Raw genomic sequence first — 20,176 nt, 5'->3', positions numbered from 1 at the left:
GCCGACGCGTTTGGGAGTGACCGACACGAGTCCGGAAGAAATTTACTCGCGCTCATGCATCCGTCCGTATGAGCGAACGCGAGGTTCTCGAGTTGCTCCGTGAGAACGCGCGATACAGCACTGCGGATATCGCGCGAATGACCGACCTCGAGGAGTCGGCGGTCGAAGAGACGATCGAGTCACTTGAGGAGGCAGGTGTAATCTGTGGCTATCAGCCGGTCGTCGACTGGGACGAACTCGAGGACGAGCGGGTCCGCGCGGAAGTCGAGTTGAACGTTATGCTCGACCGCGAAACCGGCTACGGAGACATCGCAGAGCGTCTCGCACGGTTTCCGCAAGTAACCGCCTTGCGACTGGTCAGCGGCGACTACGACTTCGATATGGAGGTCGAGGGGGACTCCATTCGTGAAGTATCCCAGTTTATCAGCGAAAAAGTTGCTCCCGTCCCCGAGATCACCCAGACGGTCACCCACTACGTGATGACCTCCTACAAGGAAAACGGGATCGAACTCGGCGACGGCGACGACGACGATAGACTCTCGGTATCTCCATGACGATCGAGCTGTCTGACCGCGTCGAATCGGTTGGACCGTCCGGGATCCGCCGGTTCTTCGAAATCGCCGAGGAGCGCGACGACGTCATCTCGCTGGGTGTCGGCGAACCGGACTTTTCGACCCCCTGGGCCGCCCGCGACGCCGCTATCGCCTCCCTCGAGCAGGGCAAGACGTCCTACACGGCCAACCGCGGAAAACGCGAGCTTCGGGAGGCCATTTCGAGATACGTCGAGGACCGCTTCGACCTCGAGTACGGTGCCGACGAGGAGATACTCGTGACGGCTGGAGCCAGCGAGGCCGTCGACCTGGCGTTTCGGGCCATCGTCGACCCCGGCGATACGGTTGCGGTCGCCCAACCGTCCTACATCTCCTACGAACCCGGCGTCATCTTCGCCGGTGGCGAAGTGCTTTCGGTTCCGACCCGCGAAACGGACGACTTTCGGCTCACCGTCGAGGAACTCGAACGTGCCGGCGCGGCAGACGCGGACGTGCTCGTGATCTGTTACCCGAACAATCCGACGGGGGCGATCATGACGCGGGCGGATCTCGAGCCGATCGCCGCCTTCGCTCGAGAGCACGACCTGACGGTACTTTCCGACGAAATCTACGCCGAACTCACCTACGACGACACCGACCACACCTCCATCGCCTCCCTCAAGGGGATGCGCGAGCGAACCGTCGTCTTCAACGGGTTCTCGAAGGCCCACGCGATGACGGGGCTCCGACTGGGCTACGCGCTCGGCCCCGCCGAGGCGATCGGCGCGATGAATCGGATCCACCAGTACACGATGCTTTCGGCACCGACGACGCCCCAGTACGCGGCCCTCGAGGCGCTCGATAGCTGCGAGGACGACGTCCGAAAGATGGTCGATCAGTACGACCGGCGGCGGCGGTTCGTCCTCTCACGGTTTCGTGAGATCGGCATGGCGTGTTTCGAGGCGAAGGGGGCGTTTTACGTCTTCCCCGAAGTTCCGTCGGGATGGACCGCAGAGGAGTTCGCCGAGGAACTGTTGCACGAACAGGGCGTCGCGGCCGTTCCCGGCGACGTGTTCGGTGACGGGGCTGAAGGCCACCTTCGGGTTTCCTACGCGACCGGTCTCGAGGATCTCAAGGAAGCGCTGAATCGAATCGAGGCGTTTCTCGAGGAACGCAACGAGGTCGCGCCCATCGATGACTCGTAGCCGATTCGACGATTCGCCACGTTATTGATTTTCCGGCCCGTTTGCGAGCGTATGGTCGACTATCGTCCCCTTCCGGACGAACACAAGCGGGTCTTTTTCGAGTACACAAACTACGCGTTCTCTCCGCAGAACGGTCCGGTAGAGTACGATTCGGAAGAGCACGACACGCCGCGGTTCAATCTGGGATCGCCTCGCGGCCTCTACAGGGAAGGTGTATCCGACGAGGACCCGCTCGTCGTCTGTCGCCAGTACTGGCTCGAGGCGAACATTCGCGGCGAAACCCACCCCGTCGCCGGACTCGCGGGAGTCGCCTCTCCCCCAGAATCTCGCCGGAAGGGGTTGGTTCGAAAACTCCTCGAGTGTTCGCTCGAGGAGTATCGAGACCGGAACCGAGCCGTGTCCGTTCTCTGGCCGTTTCAGTACGACTTCTACCGGAAGTACGGCTGGGACACGGCCAACGATCGCATGAGCTACGACTGCGAACCTGCCGCGCTCGCGTTCGCGACTGCGGCGGTCGACGACCCGGATTTTGTCGCCGTCGGTTCCGATTCGTACGGATCGCTTGACGACGTGTATAGACGACACTCGAGCGAGTACGCTCTCACGCTCGAGCGAGACGAGGCGTGGTGGCGACATCGCATCCTCTCCAATCACGGCACGGACCCGTTCGTGTACGCGCTCGAACGCGATGGGTCAATTTCGGGATATCTCGTGTACACGATCGATGGCGAATGGGAGTCCCGAACGATGGCCGTCCAGGAGATGGCCTTCAATGACCACGACGCGTTTCTCTCCCTTCTCTCGTTCTGTCACACGCACGATTCGCAAGTCGAGACGGTCGAGCTACCCGGTCCCGTGGATTCGAAGCTTCTCGATCTCACGCCGAAACCCGAGGCCGTCGACTGTACCGTCGAAACGGGACCAATGGTCCGCATCGTGGACGTCGAATCGGCGCTTTCGATGATCACGTATCCGGTCGCAGAATCGTCCGGAACGACCCGCCGACTAACGCTTTCCGTCTCCGATCCGCTGGTCGAGTGGAACGACGGGTGCTTCGAACTCGAGGCTGCGAAAGGGGAGGCAACCTGCGAACGAACCAGTGGTCAGGCTGACGCCGAACTCGATATCGGCGCGCTCTCACAGCTGTTGGTCGGGACCCGTTCCGCACGCGACTTCGAGCGAGTCGGACGGCTTCGAACCGCATCCGAAGCGGAACTCGAGCGTCTCGAGGCGCTATTTCCGGAAACCAAGGTCTATCTCCGAGAGCATTTTTGACGACGCTTCGAAGACGCTCGAGCGGTGTATTTTCGGTCCGTATCGTCAGTCGGCTCGACGAGTCGACTGGCATCGCTGGATCGTGGGTTCGAGTGTCGAACGGAAACTGAAGGCCGAAACGAAAATCGGGTCGGAACGGGGCGAACGACAGAACAAGAGCGGAGTCACTCAGTCGTCGGATTCGTAGTGGTCACCGGCGGACGAGGGCATCTGAGTTTTCCCGACGAACGCGAGGACGACGAGTACCGTGACGTAGGGGATTATCCCGATGAGTCTCGAGGAGACGTCGAATCCGGCGATCTGTTGAACTTGGATCTGGAGGGCCTCGAGACCGGCGAAGAGGAACGACGCGAAGAACGCCGCGATCGGATTGTAGTTGCCGATCAGGTACGCCGTGAGTCCGATGAACCCGCGGCCGTCCATCATCGTGTCGCCGCTCCCGACGAACTGGCCGACCGTGAGCGCCATTCCGGCCCCGCCGATTCCACAATAGACGCCAGAAAGCAGAACGCCGGCGTATCGGACCTTCCGAACGTCGACTCCCGCCGTATCGAGCGATTTCGGGTCCTCACCGCTCGCCTCGATCCACATCCCGAACGTGGTTCGATTGAGGAGGTACCACGAGACGGGAACCGCGATAATGAGCAGTATCACGGGCGGCGTCGCGACGAACAGACCGCCGATTACCGGGAGGTCGGAGAGACCGGGAATCGCCCATGCGGAGAACGAGCCGACGCTCGGACTGTTCGTCTGATCCCAGATGATGTAACTCGCGAACGGGGCGAACCCGAGCGCGATCAACCAGACTGCGAGCCCGGCGATGATCTGGTCGGCCTTGAATTCGATGCAGACGATCGCGAACAGCAGTGCGACCACCGTGCTTGCGACGACCGCGAACGCGAACGCGAGCCAAATGCTCGCGCCGATCGGGGTAACTGAAAGCGCGTACAGACTTGCAATTGCGCCAAAGGCACCGATGATGAGCAGGCCTTCGAGTCCGATGTTGATGACTCCGGCTTTTTCGGCGAAGATACCGCCCATCGCGGCGAACCCGATGGGAACCGTAAGTCGCAACGCCGAAGAGATGGACGACGAACCCACGAGGCCGACGGTCCAGAGGGCGAAGATGAACAGTCCGACGAAAACGGCTCCGAGAGCCATTGCATCCCGCCTGGAAATTTCGATTGTCGGTTTCTTCACGCCTCTTCACCTCCGCTTGCCCCAACCGGGTCGGACCCGAATCCGGACCACTTGCCGAGCATTCGGAAGAACTCGGGCATCGCGATGAAGAGGATGATCAGTCCGCGAAGCACGTCGACGAGTTCGTTCGGCACGCCGAGTGAGAGATCGATCGCGACGCTCCCGCTTTTAAGGCCGCCGAAAAGGAGCGACGCAGGGATAACGCCGATCGGGTTGTTTCCAGCGAGAATGGAGACCGCGATTCCATCGAACCCGAGCGCTGGGATGCCGGATTGCCAGCGGTACTGGACCATCATGACGTAAATCGCACCGGCAACGCCACCGAGTGCGCCCGAAAGGGTCATGCTGGTCACGATATTTCGTTTGGCGTTGACGCCACTGTACTCGGCGGCGGTCTCCTGAATGCCACTCGTACGTAGTTCGTAGCCGAGGATGGTCCGCGTGTACAACAGGGAGATCCCGACCGCGACGAGTAACGCGCCGATCAGCGCGTACATCGAAAACCGAGAGTCGCTGATAGACGTCGGGAATCGAGCAACCGAGGGGATCGTCTCGGTCAGAACCGAGTCTGACGTCAGATCACCAACATGGTTCTGGACAAGATATAACGCGACTCCGGTCGCGATGAAGTTGAGCATGATCGTCGTGATCACCTCGTGTGCGTCAGCGTAGGCTTTCATCAGCCCCGGGATCATTCCCCAGATCCCGCCGGCAAGCGCCCCGGCGGCGATTCCGACCGGGATAACGATGACCATGCCGACGACGTTTTGCGGAACGAGCTGGCCGAGTTCGAGCACGACTAGTGCAGTCGCCAGTGCGCCCAGAACCATCTGACCTTGCGTTCCGATGTTGAACAGTCCGGCCCGGAAGGCAACAGCAACCGAGAGTCCGGTAAACAGCAACAGTGTCGTCTCCTGTAAGGTCCGTCCGAGCCCGCTCGAGGAGCCGAACGCGCCCTCGAGCATCGTCCAGTACACCTCGAGTGGGTTGTAACAGCCGTAGCCGACCCCCGGCAAGAGAACGAACGGGTCGTCGCACTCGGTGACGAATCCCGAGACGAGTACGAGAACCGCTCCGACGGCCACCGCGAACAGAAGCGAGGCGATACTGATGACGATCCGTTCGACCGGCGAGGCGTCGACGAGTCGATCGAGCGCCGCGCCGATGCTCGTTGGTAGTCTGCTCATGCGGATTCTCGCCTCCGAACTCGAGCACTGTCGACGTCCATACCCGTCGGTCGTTCACCGGCCATCAGCAGGCCGAGTTCCTCTTCGGTAACGTCCGCCGGATCGACGATACCAACGATGTCGCCGTCGTACATGACCGCAATCCGATCCGAGAGTCGCCTGACTTCCTCGAGTTTCGAGGAGACGAGCAACACCCCTTTTCCGTCCGCTCGGAGGTCCAACAATCGATCGTGGATGAACTCGATGCTTCCGATGTCGACGCCTCGAGTCGGTTGCGATGCGATGACGAGCGACGGATCGCGCTCGAACTCACGGCCGACGATGAACTTCTGTTGGTTGCCACCAGAAAGCGAGTGCGCTTCGGCCGACGGGTCGGGCGGTCGAACGTCGTACTCGTCGATCACGTCGTCGACGTAATCTTCGGCGCTTTCCCAGTCGATCCGCCACCCGTTGGAAAACTCCGGGAGACGTTGACAACCGAGAATTCCGTTTCGACGGAGCTCATACTCCATGACGAGACTTCGCTTTTGGCGGTCCTCGGCGATGTATGCCATTCCCATTCCGATCCTGTCGGCGCGCGATACGTCGGTAATCTCCGTCCCGTCGAACGTAATCGATCCATCGGAGGGAGTCTGAAGGCCCGTAATGGTCTCGACGAGTTCGGATTGACCGTTGCCGTCGACTCCGGCAATTCCGATCACTTCACCTTCGTGGACGCTGAAGTCGACTCCATCGACCACCGTCACGCCCCGCTCATCCTCGACGGTCACTTCCTCGACCTCCAGGATCGGATTGCCCCGCTCGACATCCGGTTTATCTACCTCGAGCAGAACGTCTCTGCCGACCATCATCCGGGCGAGATCCTCGCGGGATGCGTTTTCGGCCGAAACGGTGTCCACTAGTTCGCCGTCCCGGAGGACGCTGATGTCGTCTGCCGCGTGCAACGCTTCGCTGAGTTTGTGCGTGATGAAAATTATCGTCTTCCCCTCGGCGATCAACTCCTCGAGAATGCCGAACAATCCGTCGACCTCTTGGGGCGTAAGCACCGCAGTCGGTTCGTCGAGAATCAAGATGTCGGATCCTCGATAAAGTGTCTTGAGAATTTCGACGCGCTGTTGTTCTCCGACGCTTATATCCTGAATACGTTTGGTCGGATCCAGGTCGAAGCCGTACTGTTTTGCAAGCGCTTTCGTCTCCTCGATAGCTTTCTTTCGGTCGGTTGCGAGTCCGCCCCACTTGGTTGGCTCGTCGCCCAGGACGACGTTTTCGGCGACGGTCATCGTGTCCACGAGCATGAAGTGCTGGTGGATCATCCCGATTCCGGCCTCCATCGCGTCGCGAGGGCCGTCGAATTCGCGTCGCTCACCGTGGATCCACACGGACCCCTCAGTCGGTTCGTAGAGCCCGTACAGAACGTTCATCAACGTGGTCTTTCCGGCACCGTTCTCGCCGATGAGCGCGTGAATCGTCCCCGACTCGACTTCGAAATCGACATCATCATTCGCGATGACTCCCGGAAACCGTTTCGTGATTCCGTCCAGATGGACGGCGAGGTTTCCAGTTCGTGTGCGGTTTGATGACTCGTCGTCAACGTTCATCTGAATCTAGAGATCGTCGAGGTTGTCCGGGACGTCGATATCGCCGTCAATAATCTGCTGGCGGGAGTCCTCGAGTGCGTTGACGATATCGTCGGGAAGGTCGTCCTCGAAGTCTTGGCCGATAACCGCGTCGACGCCGTCCTCCTCGAGACCGAGGTCGTTGGTATCTCCGCCCTCGAACTCGTCCTCAACCACGGATTCGATCGAGTCGTAGACGGCGTTATCGACGCGTTTGATCATACTAGCGACGATGACATCGCTTGATTCCTCGGCGCTCAGTGACTGGTCATCGTCGACGCCGATCGCGAACCGTTCGTACGATTGGGCCGACTCGAAGACGCCGCCACCGGTACCGCCCGCGGAGTGATAGACGACATCCGCGCCGTCTTCGTACATCCCGTTTGCGATCTCCTGTCCCGTCGACGGATCGTCCCAGCTCCCGGCGTACGCGGACGGTGTTTCGATAGAGTCGTCCACGTACTCTGCACCAGCGATGTAGCCGGCCTCGAACCGTTCGATAAGGGACGTTTCTTCGCCACCGACGAATCCGACGATGGAGTCATCGGGGTTCGTTTCGCCGCCAGCGTGTGCGTATTCGGTCTCGGTCAGGAGCCCTGCGAGATGTCCAACTTGGAAGGACCCTTCGTGTTCGCGGAAGACGTAACTGTCGACGTTATCGGCGTCGACGACTGCGTCGATAATGACGAACCGCTGGTCGTCGAATTCATCGGCGTTCTCGATCAGATCGGTTTCGTGGTCGAAACCGATACAACAGACCAGGTCGATATCCTCGTCCCCTGCGAACTGCCGCTGCATGTCGTTCATATCCGCGACGGTATCCGGCTCGGCATCCTGGTAGTCGATATCGAAGTCTGATTCGGCGTCTTCGATGCCAGAGTACGCCATGTCGTTGAACGATTCGTCGCCCAGCCCCCCGGTCGAGTAGACGATGCCAACTGTGACATCCGCTTCGTCGTCACCGTCTCCGTTGTCAACTAAACACCCGGCCATTCCCGCGGTTGCTCCCACCCCAACCGACGTGAGAAAGGTTCGTCGTTCCATAACAGTTATGAATCAAACCGAACCATCTTATATTTTCTGAACGAGGTTTTAGCTATCCCCAACCGATCGTCTAATTCAGTTGGGATATTTATATCCTAAACCCTATTTCCGAAAGTTATCGGTGGTACCTACACGCGTTTGTGTACGTGTGTTTCAAGCACGTTTCGTCGGCCGAATACAGTAGTCGGGTCCTCGAGACGAATTGCATCCGGCACACCCGAACAGTCGGGGGTCGATACGACGGACGACGGACTGATCACCCGGAGTAGTGAGGGTCCCCGTGCCGGTACATATCGAGCATCATCTGCTCGAATCTATCGCCGTCGACCGACTCAATCACGCGGGTTCGGGCCTCTCCGTCGGTGACCTCGAGTTCGTCCACCAGACTGTATCCCCGCGTCGGACCTTCGCGGTCGTCGACTTCGACGTAGTATGTTTTGGCTTCTTCGATGATATCCGGCTCGAGGAGCGTCGCGAGAGTCATCGAGTCCGGTTGGGTCGTGACGTCCGCGCCGAGAGCGTCGTCGTCGGATTGGGCGTTGAACTCGCGGACGGCTTCCGTGATCGTCACGTAAAAGTCGGCCAACTGGGTGTCTATCGACTCGACTTCTTCGAACACGTCGCGTTCGAACAACGAGTCACGCACCGTGACGCCCCAATCGACGAGGGTCGTCTCGAACGCCTCGATCACCATCCGAGCCGCATCGGGGTCGACCCAGAAGTTGTACTCGGCCGCCGGGGTGATGTTCCCCAGCGTGTTGACGGCTCCGCCCATGATCCAGACGCCGTCGAGCAGTTCGGGAAGATCCGGCTCGCGCTGGAGTGCCAGTGCGACGTTCGTCAACGGAGCGATGCAGGCCAACGTTATCTCGCCGGGGTTCTCTCGAGCCATCCGGACGATGTAATCGACCGCGTGCTCGTCGGCCGATGGAACTCCTGTCTCGGGGAAGAGGTCGCCGCCGAGTCCACCCTCCCCGTGGACGTATTCTGCGAAGTCGTACTCCTTGAGCAACGGCGAACGCGCGCCTTCGTAGACGGGTGTATCCTCGGCCTCCCCGGCAAGCTCGAGCGTGTATTTTGCGTTTTCGACCTGGTACTCGAACGGAACGTTTCCCGTACAGATCGTAACGCCCTCTAGCGAGACGCGATCAGAGAGCGCCGCGAGCAAAATCGCCTGCGTGTCGTCACCGGCAGTGTCCGTATCCAGAATCAGTCGTCGGGTTTCCGTCGTACTCATACGACACCAGTTGCGAGCGCGAGTACAAATATGTCACCTTCTTCGGATAAAAGTGAGATTTTGTGTACAAATAGAAATGTTTCTTTCCGAGCCGCACAGATGAACGCCGTATACTCGACACGGTTTCCGACACAGTCAAACGACGTTTCGCTCGATTCGTCCGTCGCCCGTCTCGAACCGCTCACTCGAGAGCGCCGAGGGATCCACGAGCGACGGTTCGCCGTCGAAAATCAGTTCGGCGACGAGTTTCCCTGTCGCCGGCGCGTGTTGAAACCCGTGTCCCGAAAACCCGCCGGCAGTGACGAAGCCGGGGACCGTCTCCTCGACGATCGCGTGATCGTCCGGCGTGACAGCATAGAGACCCGCCCAGCCGCGTTTGACGCGAGTCTCCGGACCGAAACAGGTCGTCCAGCCCGAGATCGTCTCGAGTGCGTTCGCGATCCACTCGAAATCCGCCGATTTGCAGTACGAATCGGGGTTCGCTTGAGCGTCGTCGCGAGTAGCGACCTCGGCTCCGTGGCCGCCGATGAGCGCGTCGCCGTCCCGTTCCGGGCGATAGTAGGTTCCGGACTCGAGATCGATGGTAAACGGAACGTCCGCCGGAACCGCCTTCTCGGGCGAGACGATGGCGATCTGTCGTCGCTTCGGCACAATCGGCAACTCGAGTCCGGCCATCGATGCGACGCGACCCGCCCAGGGACCGGCGGCATTAACGACGAAATCGGCCTCGAGGCGTCCGTCCTCGGTTTCGACTCCGACCACGCTGTCTCCGTCCGCGTCCGTGAGAATATCGATGACAGCGGTGTTTGTTCGGATCTCTACACCTGCATCCGCGCACGCTGTCGCGTACCCCTGCGACGCGAGGTGCGGGTCCGCGAACCCGTCTCCCGGTGAGTACGTTCCCCCGACGAACGAATCCGCGTCGACGTGTGAATTGTACCGAGCGATGTCCGGCGCCTCGAGAAATTCGCTGGGGACGCCTCGGTCGGTTTGCAATCGAACCCCGTCTTCGAGCGCCTCCGCTCTCGCTTCGCTTCTGGCGAGAAAGAGGTAGCCCGCTCGCCGGTAGCCGATATCGACGCCGAAGCGCTCTTCGAACGATTCCCAGACGACGACGCTCTCGATCGAGAGGTCGATATTGACGGGCGTAGAGAACTGAGAGCGGATCCCGCCTGCGCTCCGCGCAGTGCTTGCGCTCCCGAGGGACCTTTTTTCACAGACGGTGACGTCGCCACCGCGGGAGGCGAGCGCGTGCGCACTCGAGAGGCCGACAATACCGCCCCCGATAACGACTACCTTCATACGTTACCAATGGACATACATACCGATAAGGATTCGGTGGTTCCGAGGGGCAACATTTCCTCGGTATTCCGACTTGTCGTTTCACTGGTTCGAGTGTGTCATCTGTCTGACGTACACTGAAGTAGTAGCCATCCGTGGTTCGGGTATGGTCCGTATTTTATCCGATTCGGACATCGCCTCCCTCCTCGAACTCGAGGACGTTTTGTCCGTCGTCGCTGGCGCTTTCGAGCACCAGCGCGAGGGTGCCGTCGAGCGACCTGAACGTCCCCACTATCCGATCGGAACGGGGATCGATACCGACACACCCGGCGAGCCGACTGGAACCGGCCTCTGCATGCCAGCGTATATTCACGGCTCTCCGTACGCCGCCACGAAACTCGTCACCGTCTGTCCCGAGAACGCAGAGCGCGAACTACCGACGGTCAACGCACAGGTTTCGCTCGTCGACGTCGAAACCGGCCAGCCCGTCGCCTATCTCGCCGGGACAAAAATAACGAGCGCTCGAACGGGCTGTATCGGTGGTCTCGCTGCGAGAGAACTCGCCCCGGACGAGCCGATCGATCTCGGCGTGATCGGGGCCGGCACCCAGGCTCGCTGGCAAACTCGTGCAATCGACGCCGCCACCGAACTCGAGTCGATCCGCGTCTACTCGCCGAGCGACTCGAGAAAGCAGTGTGCAACCGATCTCGAGGACGAACTCGGCGTTCCTGCAGAACCGGTCTCGAACCCTCGAGACGCCGTCGACGGGGCGACCGTCGTCGTCACGACAACGACGAGCACGGAGCCCGTATTCCCAGGCGAGACACTGAGTCCGGGAGCGCTCGTCATCGCAGTCGGCGCGTACTCGCCGGAAATGCGCGAACTCGACGACGAAACGATCGCTCGAGCGGATCGAATTTTCGCGGACGTTCCCGAAGAGGCCATAGAAACCGGTGATCTCTCGGGCCACGCGGAACTCGAAGTCATCGAGTTCGGCGACGTGCTGGCGGGAGACAGTGGCCGCGAGGAGGCCGACGAAATACTCGTTTTCTCGAGTGTCGGGTCTGCCGTCCTGGATGCAGCGACTGCGGAATACGTCTACGAACGTGGCGTCCATAAAGACGTCGGGACGGTCGTTTCGTTGTGAACTCCCTCGAGTTACTCCGACGGGGAGCCACTCGAGAGAACGCTGTTTCGATGGTGACCGACAGGATCGTCTCACGTGTCCGCGAACTGTCGAGCGATCCCATCGACGGCCACGACACTCAAATACCGTCTCTACGTAGCAATGATAGACATTTACAGCCGATGACAGACCTGCAATCTGGCGTGCACTCGAGCACTCGAGCGAGAGAGACCGGCAGGTCGTCTCAATTCTCGTTGGTGATCTATCGTGGCCAGTAGGTCGATTCCGCTGGTCGATCGGGTGACGGACGCGTTTTTCGCGCTCGATTCGGGATATCGGTTTACGTACATCAACGAGCGGGCCCAGGCGCTCCTCAAACGCTCTCGTGGAGAGCTAATCGGCCGAGTGATGTGGGACGAGTTCCCTCGGACGATCGAGACGCAGTTTCCTGACGGGTTCTACCGCTCGATGGACGAACAGATCCCCGTCTCGTTCGAAGTCTATCACACGCGACTAGAAACCTGGTTCGAGGCACGCGCGTATCCCTCCGAAGACGGGCTCTCCGTCTTTATGCGGGATATCACCGAGCGAAAGGATCGAGAGACGAAACTCGCCCAGAACGCCGCCGTCGTCGAATCCATTCGAGACGGTGTCGTTGTCCTCGACAACGGAAATCACATCGTCTCCGTCAACAAAGCTATCGAGGGAAACTTCGGAATCGAACGCTCGGAGCTCCTCGGCGAACACGTCGAGTCGCTCCCACAGTTAGTGTCGATCGAGGACGAAGACACTCTCGAGATCGGGCGGGCGATCGACGATGTCTCCGTCGGTGCCGCGCAGTTTCGGGAACTCGAGATCCCGTTTACCGACCGCTACGGAAACGATCGGATCTGTGAACTTCGACTGGTCCCGATCGAAGACGAACGGGCGAACATTGCGGGGATTATCCGCGACGTGACCAAACAGCGAACTCACGAGCAGGTTATCGAGTCGCTCCACGAACTCACCCGATGGTTGTTCCAGTCCGACGACCCCGACGAAATCTGTTCGATCGCGGTCCACGCCGGAAGCGACCTCCTCGAGTTGCCGATCAGTGGCGTCTGGTTGCTCGACGACACCCACGGCTATCTCGATCCGGTCGCCGGCACGGCCAAAGCACACGACGAATTCGGTGGCCTTCCTCGCTTTCGCCCGGGCGAGGGACTCGTCTGGGACGTCTATGAATCCGGCGAGACGGAGTACTACAAGGATCTAACCGAGGTCGACGAACTGTACAACCCATCGACACCGATTCGATCGGAGATCATCGCTCCGATCGGCACGCACGGCGTCCTCATGACCGGCTCCTTTGAGCCCAACCAGTTCGACCCAACCGACCTAGATCTCGTCTCGACGCTCGTTGAAAACACGAACGTTGCACTCGATCGCGCCGAGCAGGATCGGCTCCTCCGGAAGCGAACGGATCAACTCGAGCAACAAACCGAACGGCTGGAAGCCGTCGCCGACGTGCTCTCGAACGATCTCAAGGACCAGATCGAGACGATTTCCAACGCTCTCGATATCGAGAGCGATTCGGCTTCGGAGATGACGCTTCCGGCTTCAGACGAATCGGTCGAGACGACGCTCGGACGAGCCGAACAGTTGGTCGACGACGTTCGCGAGTTCGCTCGCAACTCTCGGAGCGTCCGAGCCCGTTCCCGAGTCGACCTCGAAACCGCCGTTGAGACTGCCGCGTCACAATCGAAGCTCGAGCAATCGGACATCCGGCTCGAGAACGGTGCGACGCTCAGAGTCGACGAAGATCGGTTTACTCGACTCCTCGAGACCGTTTTCGACGACGTTGCCGCCCGTCGGGCAACCGACACCACCGTGACACTCGGGACGATCGGTGTCAGTGATCCGTCCGAACCAACTCGCGGGTTTTTCGTCGCAGACACTGCCTCGGACGAGTCATTCGATGGGCACGGTCAATTGTTGGATCCGCCCATCGGCGAAGAACTGGCCAGTACCGGGCTTGGACTGGTACTCGCTCGCGTGATCGCGGAGGCACACGATTGGACGGTCACCGTCGAAACGACTGAGAACGGCGAAACCAGAATCGAGTTCCGAGACATTACGACCCTCGAAGAAGCATAGTAAACGACCGCGGGCGCGGTGGCCCGCGGCTTTTGTAATTCCCCCAAATCAGCTGTGAAGCACTCCCTGCGAGGCGATCTCGTGGGATGAGGTTGGACGGTTTACATCCACGCTACCAAAGTTGGTGTTGTGGCTCCACGAAGAAACCCACGAACTTTCTGTTCATATGGTTGGGCACTGATGCGGTAGCCAACACGATCGTCTTCGTCTCGGACTTTGAGTTCGTACCCTTCGCCGTGATTCATGATGAGGGGAATGCACCCCATGAGTCAGTTGAAGGCGGTTGTGGCTTCGGTAACTCGCTTTGATTGGCGCTGTTGTGCCACTTGTTGAGTGCGCTTTCGTAGGCGTCGTAGGCGTCGCACGCTTTCCAGACGACAGCCTGCGCATTATTTTTCACAAAATCGTTCGCAGTCGGCGTAACTTGCTTTGAAATCTCGTTCTTCGAATAGCCAAGTTCACGCATTGCCCAAGCGTGATTAGCGATGGGCCGAGCATCGAATCGAGCTTGTTTCAGCCGCCAACGCTCCCCGCTCTCGATGTGCAGGCGGAAACGTAGCGTCTCAACAAGCTCATCCATCGTACACCTAACCCATCACAAGAGTTCTACTTAAAACCAACACCAGCCTGACATGGTTTGTCCATCACGCCGACGGCATTCACCCCCGGGCACGGTGGCCCGAGGTACTCTGCCTGCTTTTATTATAGACAACATTTTCCACCGTGGTTTCGCTCCGACCGTTTCTCGCTACTCGAGTTCGCGTTCGATCGTCCGTCGAAGAGTCCGAATTTCCGCCGCGTCGGTTTCGAGCGTTTTCTCGCTGATTTCGATCGTGAGCGTCCCGTCTTCGGTCGGAGCTCCGAGAGAAACGACCGGCGTCCCGTCGGGGAACGCATCGCGAACCGCATCGGGATCGGTCGTCTGGACGAGCGCTCGTCCCGGTTGTTCGTGGAACAGCGCACCGACCGGATCGTCACTCGAGAGAGACACCTCAAGTCCGACGTCCGGTGAAACCATTTCCGCAAGGGACACGGCGAGTCCACCGTGGCTCACGTCGTGGACGGCCCGGGTCGCGTCGTCGTCGGCGACCGCGGCGAGCGCTTCGACGAACGAATCCGGCGCGTCGGGTAGTTCCGGGAATCGATCGCTTCCCGAGAACTGGGCGAGATACTCGGAGCCACCGAGCCGGTAGCCGTCGGCATCGTTCCCGAGGTCGCCGACGAGCATCAGTTCGCCGTTGGACTCCGCCGCGAGCGGCGGGGCCTCGTAGTCCGCCTTCGTTCCGACCACTGCGAGCGTCGGCGTCGGCGGAATCGGGCCGGCGGCCGAGTCGTTGTACAGCGAGACGTTCCCGCCGACGACGGGAATCGAAAGCGTCGAACACATCTCCGCGAGTCCGTCGACGATCCGTTTGAAACCGCCGTACACCTCCGGTTTTTCGGGGTTCCCGCCGTTGAGACAGTCAACCGCCGCCAGCGGCGTTGCCCCTTTGGCCGCGAGATTCGTCGCGTTTTCGAGTGCGATCGCTTTCGCGCCCTCAAGCGGATCTGCACTGGTCCAGTTCGGCGCGGCACCCGAGGAGATCGCGAGGCCAGTTTCGCACTCCCTGATGGCCATGACCGCAGCGTCGTCTCCCGGCGGCACGCTCGTTCGAGCGCCGACCTCGTGGTCGTACTGCTGGTAGACCCATCGTTTCGAGGCCGTGCTCGGACTCGAGAGGACCGCTTCGAAGGCCTCCTTGATATCGGTTTCCGGTCGGTCGACCGTCGGTTCCGGCGGTTTCTCGACCGGGAGATCGTTCATCGGCGCACCTTCACCGAGGAAGTACGCGTCGACATCGACGACGGTCTCGCCGTTAAAGCTACAACTGTAATTTCCGTCCGTGACCTCGCCGATCACCGAACACCCCAGGTCGAACCGTTCGGCGATTTCGCGAACGCGGTCGACGTTGTCGGGTTCGACCTCGTAACACATCCGCTCCTGGGACTCCGCGAGCAGGATCTCGAGGGCGTTCATGTTCGGCTCTCGCTGGTGGACGCGCTCGAGTTCGATGGTCGCGCCGAGACCGCCCTTCGCGACGAGTTCGCTCGAGGCACCGCCGAGTCCGGCGGCTCCCAGATCCCGCGCAGATTCGATCAGGTTCTCGTCGACGAGCACCTCGTTGGCCTCGATGAGGAGCTTTTCCGCGTATGGGTCGCCAACCTGAACGGCGGGCCTGTCTTCGGTTTCGGCGTCCTCCGCGAGGTCTTCGCTCGCGAAACTCGCGCCACCGAGGCCGTCACGACCGGTCCCGTTGCCGATGAGCACGAGCTTGTTTCCCGGCTCCTGTGCCTCGGCGGTGACGAGTCGATCTTCGTTCGTCAGGCCGACACAGGCGACGTTGACAAGCGGGTTCCCCTCGTAATTGGGGTGGAAATCGACGCTGCCGCCGACGGTCGGAACGCCGATACAGTTGCCGTAGTGGCTGATCCCCTCGACGACGCCCTCGAAGAGATACTGGGAGTGCTCGCGGTCGAATTCGCCGAAGTACAGCGAATCCGCGAGGGCGATTGGATAGGCACCCATCGATAGCGTGTCGCGGACGATGCCGCCGACGCCCGTCGCCGCGCCGTCGAACGGGTCCACGTAGGAGGGGTGGTTGTGACTCTCGATACCCATCGTGATGTAGACCGATTTGTCGGCTTCGGTTTCGGTCCCAGCGTTCGCTTCGCGGTTCGACTCACGATCATCACCGCTCACATCAGCGTCGCTGTTCGACGGCAATTCGACGACTGCCGCGTCGTCTCCTGGCCCGATAACGACCTGCTCCCCCTCGCTTTCGAACGCGGAAAGAAGCGGTCTCGAGGAGCGGTACGCGCAGTGTTCGCTCCAGAGGTTCTCGAACAGCGCCGCCTCGGCCGGGGTGGGATCGCGACCCAGTTCCTCGACGACGAGTTCACGGTCCGAATCGGCAAGACTCATTCATCCCCATGTTGAAAGCGGGCCGGTAAATGGATTTCTATATGCACGTCCGTGTATACCGTTTCGGTAGCCATCGATGTCGAACGTGAGCCCAGAATGCGAACCGAGAGCCCCAGTGGCGACGAATGCGAGCGGTGAGAACGTCGCGAAAATCAGCAGTGGCGACGATCACCTTCGACTACGTCCGCGTACCGAGGTGCTTTTGATCAGTCGGGCTAAACATCGAACCGTGCTGTCGGTCGAACTTCATACCCACTCATCGCTGTCGTACGACGGCCGAGACCCAGTCGAGCTCATCTTGGAGCAGGCTGCTGCCGTCGGTCTCGATGCGATCGCGATCACAGATCACGACGAAATCGACGCGAGTCTCGAGGCCGCCGAACGAGCCTCGGAGTACGGCCTAGTCGGCATTCCCGGCATCGAAATCTCGAGCAAGGCCGGTCACATCCTCGGGCTCGGTATCGAGGAAGCCGTGCCACCGGGACTCTCTTACGAATCGACCCTCGAGGCGATCCGATCCCAGGGCGGACTCGCCGTGATCCCCCACCCGTTTCAGGAATCCCGCCACGGGGTTATGGCACGTATCACTCGAGAAGAACTCGCCGAAGCCGACGCGATCGAGATCTACAACTCTCGGCTCCTTACGGGCCGTGCCAATCGGCAGGCCGAACGATTCGCCGACTCCCACGGGTTGCCGATGACCGCCGGGAGTGACGCACACATCAGCGAAATGGTCGGCCAAGCGGTGACCCGCGTGAACACTGACGAACGGGCAGTCGATCCGATTCTAACCGCGATTGGCGAGGGAGAGACCTCCGTCGAAGGCAAACGGACTCCCTGGCACATTAGTTTCCGTCAAGCCGCAGGTGGCGTGACGCGTCGGGTCCGAAAAGGTGTCGGGGCGTTGTTTCAATGACGCTTCGCGGCGCTGATCCGATACCCGTTCGAACTGCCCTCCAAGAGCGTGATCCGCTCCCCGGAACGGCGGGCTTTGCCGGGAGAGTCGACGACCACCTCGTCCGAGACGTTCTCGGGCGCGTTCCGCTGTTTATCGAAGGTGACCCCGAAAACGATCGCACCAGGAACGCGGACCGAACAAGCGGCCGTTTCGAAACGTGGGCGTTCGATCCGACCGAACTGAACGCCCCAGAGCTGTTCCCCGCCGGTTCCGCGATAGCACTGAACGAAACGGGGCTCCCCGAGCAGGTCTGGACGCTTCCCGATCCGGCTCCGTACGACGATCACGATACCGCTCTCGAGAACCTTTCGACCGCGATCGAGACGGCTTCGTCGACCATCGAAACCGAAAACACTGCCGTCGCGTTCTCGGGCGGCGTCGACTCCGCACTAGTCGCGGAGCTACTCGACGCACCGCTTTACGTCGTCGGCTTCCCCGACAGTCACGACGTCGAAGCCGCACGGACGGCGGCGGACGCGATGGGGCGCGAACTGACCGTCGTCGAACTCGAGCCGGCCGATCTGGAACGCGCCGTTCCCGAGGTCGTGCGAGCGACCGGCCGAACGAACGCGATGGACGTCCAGATCGCGCTGGGGCTGTATCTCGTCGGCGAACGGGTCGCCAAGGACGGGTTCGATCGACTCGCCGTCGGGCAGGGTGCCGACGAACTGTTCGGCGGCTACGAGAAGGTGGTTCGTCTGGATCACCGTGTCGACGCCGAGACCGTCCGCGGAGCGGTTCGCGAAAGCATCGCGACGCTTCCGAGTCAGTTGCCCCGCGATATCTGTACGATCCGGGCGGCGGGCGTCGAACCCGTCGCGCCGCTCCTTCACGACGCCGTCGTCGACGCGGCGCTTCGACTTCCGGACGACCTGCTCGCCGACGAAAACACGAGGAAGAAGGGGCTCAGATCCGTTGCAACCGAGTACCTTCCCAGCGAGGTCGCCTATCGGGACAAAAAGGCAGTTCAGTACGGCAGTCTGATCGCTCGAGAACTCGATCGGCTCGCGAGGCAAGCCGGGTACAAACGCCGGATCGACGATCACGTCTCGAAGTATATCGACTCGCTACTCGAGGAATAACAGTTGTTGCAAATACGATTTCTTTATTCAGCCTACGGCGTGATTTTTTCGCGCCGATTCTTCCGTCTTGCATGAGAGCCGACGAACTGTTTTGCAAAACGACCGCGAGCTGAAAACGACGGGTGAGTCCGGCTCAGTTATCCGTTTCGGTTGGAACCACGTTTCGGGCCTGCTCGCCTCTGTGGTCGGCGACTTGCTGTCTGTTGATTTCACCGATTCGGTCCGCGGCGTTTGCGACGAGTTCGTCGACAGCATCGTAAACATCGCTTTCCGTATCCTTCGCGACGGTTCCCGTGCCGCCATCGGCACCGAAATCGGGATGCATCGGAATTCTGTTGAGGATCGGAATGTCGAAATCGTCGACGATCTTCTCGACGCCCTCGCCCTGATCGCCGAACAGTTCGTGTTCGTCGTCACAGCTCGGGCAGATAAACGAGCTCATGTTTTCGACGACGCCGACGATCGGCGTGTCGTGTTTCTGGAACATGTTGATTCCCTTTCGCGTGTCATCGAGCGCCATCTCCTGTGGCGTCGTGACGATGATCGATCCGTCGACCGGCATCGATTGCAGGAGGTTCAACGACGCATCACCGGTTCCCGGCGGCAGATCGACGATGAGGTAGTCGAGTCGACCCCACTCGACGCCCTCGAGGAACTTCATCATGAACTTGTTGACCATCGGTCCCCGGAGAATCGCCGGATCGTCGTCGTCTTCCATCATGAATCCCATACTCATGACGCGAACGCCGTCGGATCGTGGCGGGACGAGGTTTTCGTCCGGCGACACTCCCGGTTCGCTCTCGACTGGCAGGATTCGCGGAATGTTCGGGCCGTGAATGTCCGCGTCGAGAAGGCCAACCATCGCTCCGCGCGCCTCGAGACCGGCGGCGATGTTGGCGGCGACCGTCGTCTTGCCGACGCCTCCTTTCCCCGAGGAAACGGCGATAACGTTTCGCACTCGAGGAAGGACTTCGTCGTCGAATCCCATCTCGCCACTGACGTTGGCCTGGAGGCTCGCCTCGAGCCCGTTTTCGGCGAGTACTTCGCGAATCTCCGTCCCGATCTCCATTTCGGCTGGTGAGTACGGGGCGTTGAACGCGAGCGAGATGTTCGCCGTTCCGTCCTCGATCGAGAGGCTATTAATCAGACCGAGCGAGACGATGTCGTCGCCGATCATCGGATCCTCGATGCTCTCGAGTTCGATTTTGAGTTCGTGTTCTGTGATACTCATGGTGCGTCGAGATGCTCTACGCGAAAGGTAGGGGTGGAACGGGATACGTGTGATGGTTTGGGGTTCGAAAATTCAGCTAGCGGGTACGGACAACGGCGAACAGCGA

16 protein-coding genes are annotated in these 20,176 nt (G+C 60.4%); 7 read left to right on the top strand and 9 right to left on the bottom strand.

Annotated elements, in window-relative coordinates; translation table 11 throughout:
* Positions 1 to 68 precede the first annotated feature (68 nt).
* The 3 genes from QNM96_RS15215 to QNM96_RS15205 are packed head-to-tail and all read left to right on the top strand — an operon-like array spanning position 69 to position 3,010.
* Positions 69 to 554, top strand: a complete 486-nt coding sequence (locus QNM96_RS15215; protein WP_283837415.1) for an Lrp/AsnC family transcriptional regulator — start codon at positions 69 to 71, stop codon at positions 552 to 554.
* Complete coding sequence (locus QNM96_RS15210) at positions 551 to 1,735, top strand: aminotransferase class I/II-fold pyridoxal phosphate-dependent enzyme (protein WP_283837414.1); 1,185 nt, start codon at positions 551 to 553, stop codon at positions 1,733 to 1,735. The genes QNM96_RS15215 and QNM96_RS15210 overlap by 4 nt, the downstream gene beginning before the upstream one ends.
* Before the next feature lie 51 nt (positions 1,736 to 1,786).
* Positions 1,787 to 3,010 (top strand): GNAT family N-acetyltransferase, encoded by a 1,224-nt coding sequence (locus tag QNM96_RS15205; protein WP_283837413.1) that lies wholly within the window; start codon positions 1,787 to 1,789, stop codon positions 3,008 to 3,010.
* Between the two features lie 168 nt (positions 3,011 to 3,178).
* Here the strand turns inward: QNM96_RS15205 and QNM96_RS15200 are convergent, their stop codons facing one another.
* The 6 genes from QNM96_RS15200 to QNM96_RS15175 form a co-directional block, all read right to left on the bottom strand.
* The gene (locus QNM96_RS15200) at positions 3,179 to 4,171 is read right to left on the bottom strand and encodes an ABC transporter permease (RefSeq protein WP_345782535.1); all 993 of its coding nucleotides are present in this window, start codon (positions 4,169 to 4,171) and stop codon (positions 3,179 to 3,181) included.
* Between the two features lie 35 nt (positions 4,172 to 4,206).
* Positions 4,207 to 5,397, bottom strand: coding sequence for an ABC transporter permease (locus tag QNM96_RS15195; protein ID WP_283837410.1), 1,191 nt, complete (start codon positions 5,395 to 5,397; stop codon positions 4,207 to 4,209).
* Entirely contained in the window at positions 5,394 to 6,995 is a 1,602-nt protein-coding gene (locus tag QNM96_RS15190; protein WP_283837409.1) for an ABC transporter ATP-binding protein, read from the bottom strand. The genes QNM96_RS15195 and QNM96_RS15190 overlap by 4 nt, the downstream gene beginning before the upstream one ends.
* 6 nt (positions 6,996 to 7,001) lie before the next feature.
* Positions 7,002 to 8,057 carry a BMP family protein gene (locus QNM96_RS15185; RefSeq protein WP_283837408.1) on the bottom strand — a complete coding sequence of 352 codons (1,056 nt, stop codon included), beginning with the start codon at positions 8,055 to 8,057 and terminating at the stop codon, positions 7,002 to 7,004.
* 256 nt (positions 8,058 to 8,313) lie between these two features.
* Entirely contained in the window at positions 8,314 to 9,294 is a 981-nt protein-coding gene (locus tag QNM96_RS15180) for a nucleoside hydrolase (protein ID WP_283837407.1), read from the bottom strand.
* A 135-nt stretch (positions 9,295 to 9,429) separates the two neighbouring features.
* Positions 9,430 to 10,596, bottom strand: a complete 1,167-nt coding sequence (locus QNM96_RS15175; protein ID WP_283837406.1) for an FAD-dependent oxidoreductase — start codon at positions 10,594 to 10,596, stop codon at positions 9,430 to 9,432.
* A 145-nt stretch (positions 10,597 to 10,741) separates the two neighbouring features.
* Between QNM96_RS15175 and QNM96_RS15170 the strand changes: the two genes are divergently transcribed.
* Entirely contained in the window at positions 10,742 to 11,722 is a 981-nt protein-coding gene (locus QNM96_RS15170; protein ID WP_283837405.1) for an ornithine cyclodeaminase family protein, read from the top strand.
* A 246-nt stretch (positions 11,723 to 11,968) separates the two neighbouring features.
* A complete protein-coding gene (locus QNM96_RS15165; protein ID WP_283837404.1) occupies positions 11,969 to 13,837 on the top strand; it encodes a PAS domain-containing protein in 1,869 nt (622 codons plus the stop codon).
* Between the two features lie 241 nt (positions 13,838 to 14,078).
* Here the strand turns inward: QNM96_RS15165 and QNM96_RS15160 are convergent, their stop codons facing one another.
* A complete protein-coding gene (locus tag QNM96_RS15160) occupies positions 14,079 to 14,417 on the bottom strand; it encodes a hypothetical protein (RefSeq protein WP_283837402.1) in 339 nt (112 codons plus the stop codon).
* 168 nt (positions 14,418 to 14,585) lie between these two features.
* Entirely contained in the window at positions 14,586 to 16,799 is a 2,214-nt protein-coding gene (gene purL, locus QNM96_RS15155) for a phosphoribosylformylglycinamidine synthase subunit PurL (RefSeq protein ID WP_283837401.1), read from the bottom strand.
* Between the two features lie 229 nt (positions 16,800 to 17,028).
* Between purL and QNM96_RS15150 the strand changes: the two genes are divergently transcribed.
* Positions 17,029 to 17,715, top strand: coding sequence for a PHP domain-containing protein (locus QNM96_RS15150; RefSeq protein WP_283837660.1), 687 nt, complete (start codon positions 17,029 to 17,031; stop codon positions 17,713 to 17,715).
* On the top strand, positions 17,712 to 18,839 hold the full coding sequence (locus tag QNM96_RS15145) for an asparagine synthase-related protein (RefSeq protein WP_283837399.1): 1,128 nt from the start codon (positions 17,712 to 17,714) through the stop codon (positions 18,837 to 18,839). The genes QNM96_RS15150 and QNM96_RS15145 overlap by 4 nt, the downstream gene beginning before the upstream one ends.
* A 133-nt stretch (positions 18,840 to 18,972) precedes the next feature.
* Here the strand turns inward: QNM96_RS15145 and QNM96_RS15140 are convergent, their stop codons facing one another.
* Positions 18,973 to 20,070: a P-loop NTPase gene (locus QNM96_RS15140; RefSeq protein ID WP_283837398.1), complete on the bottom strand. Its 1,098-nt coding sequence runs from the start codon at positions 20,068 to 20,070 to the stop codon at positions 18,973 to 18,975.
* Positions 20,071 to 20,176 lie beyond the last annotated feature (106 nt).

Origin of the sequence: Halostagnicola sp. A-GB9-2, assembly GCF_030068615.1 — an archaeon.
In the GTDB taxonomy this organism is placed as follows: domain Archaea; phylum Halobacteriota; class Halobacteria; order Halobacteriales; family Natrialbaceae; genus Halostagnicola.
Note: the sequence above shows the minus strand (reverse complement) of the source record. Positions and strands in the feature narration are given on the sequence as shown.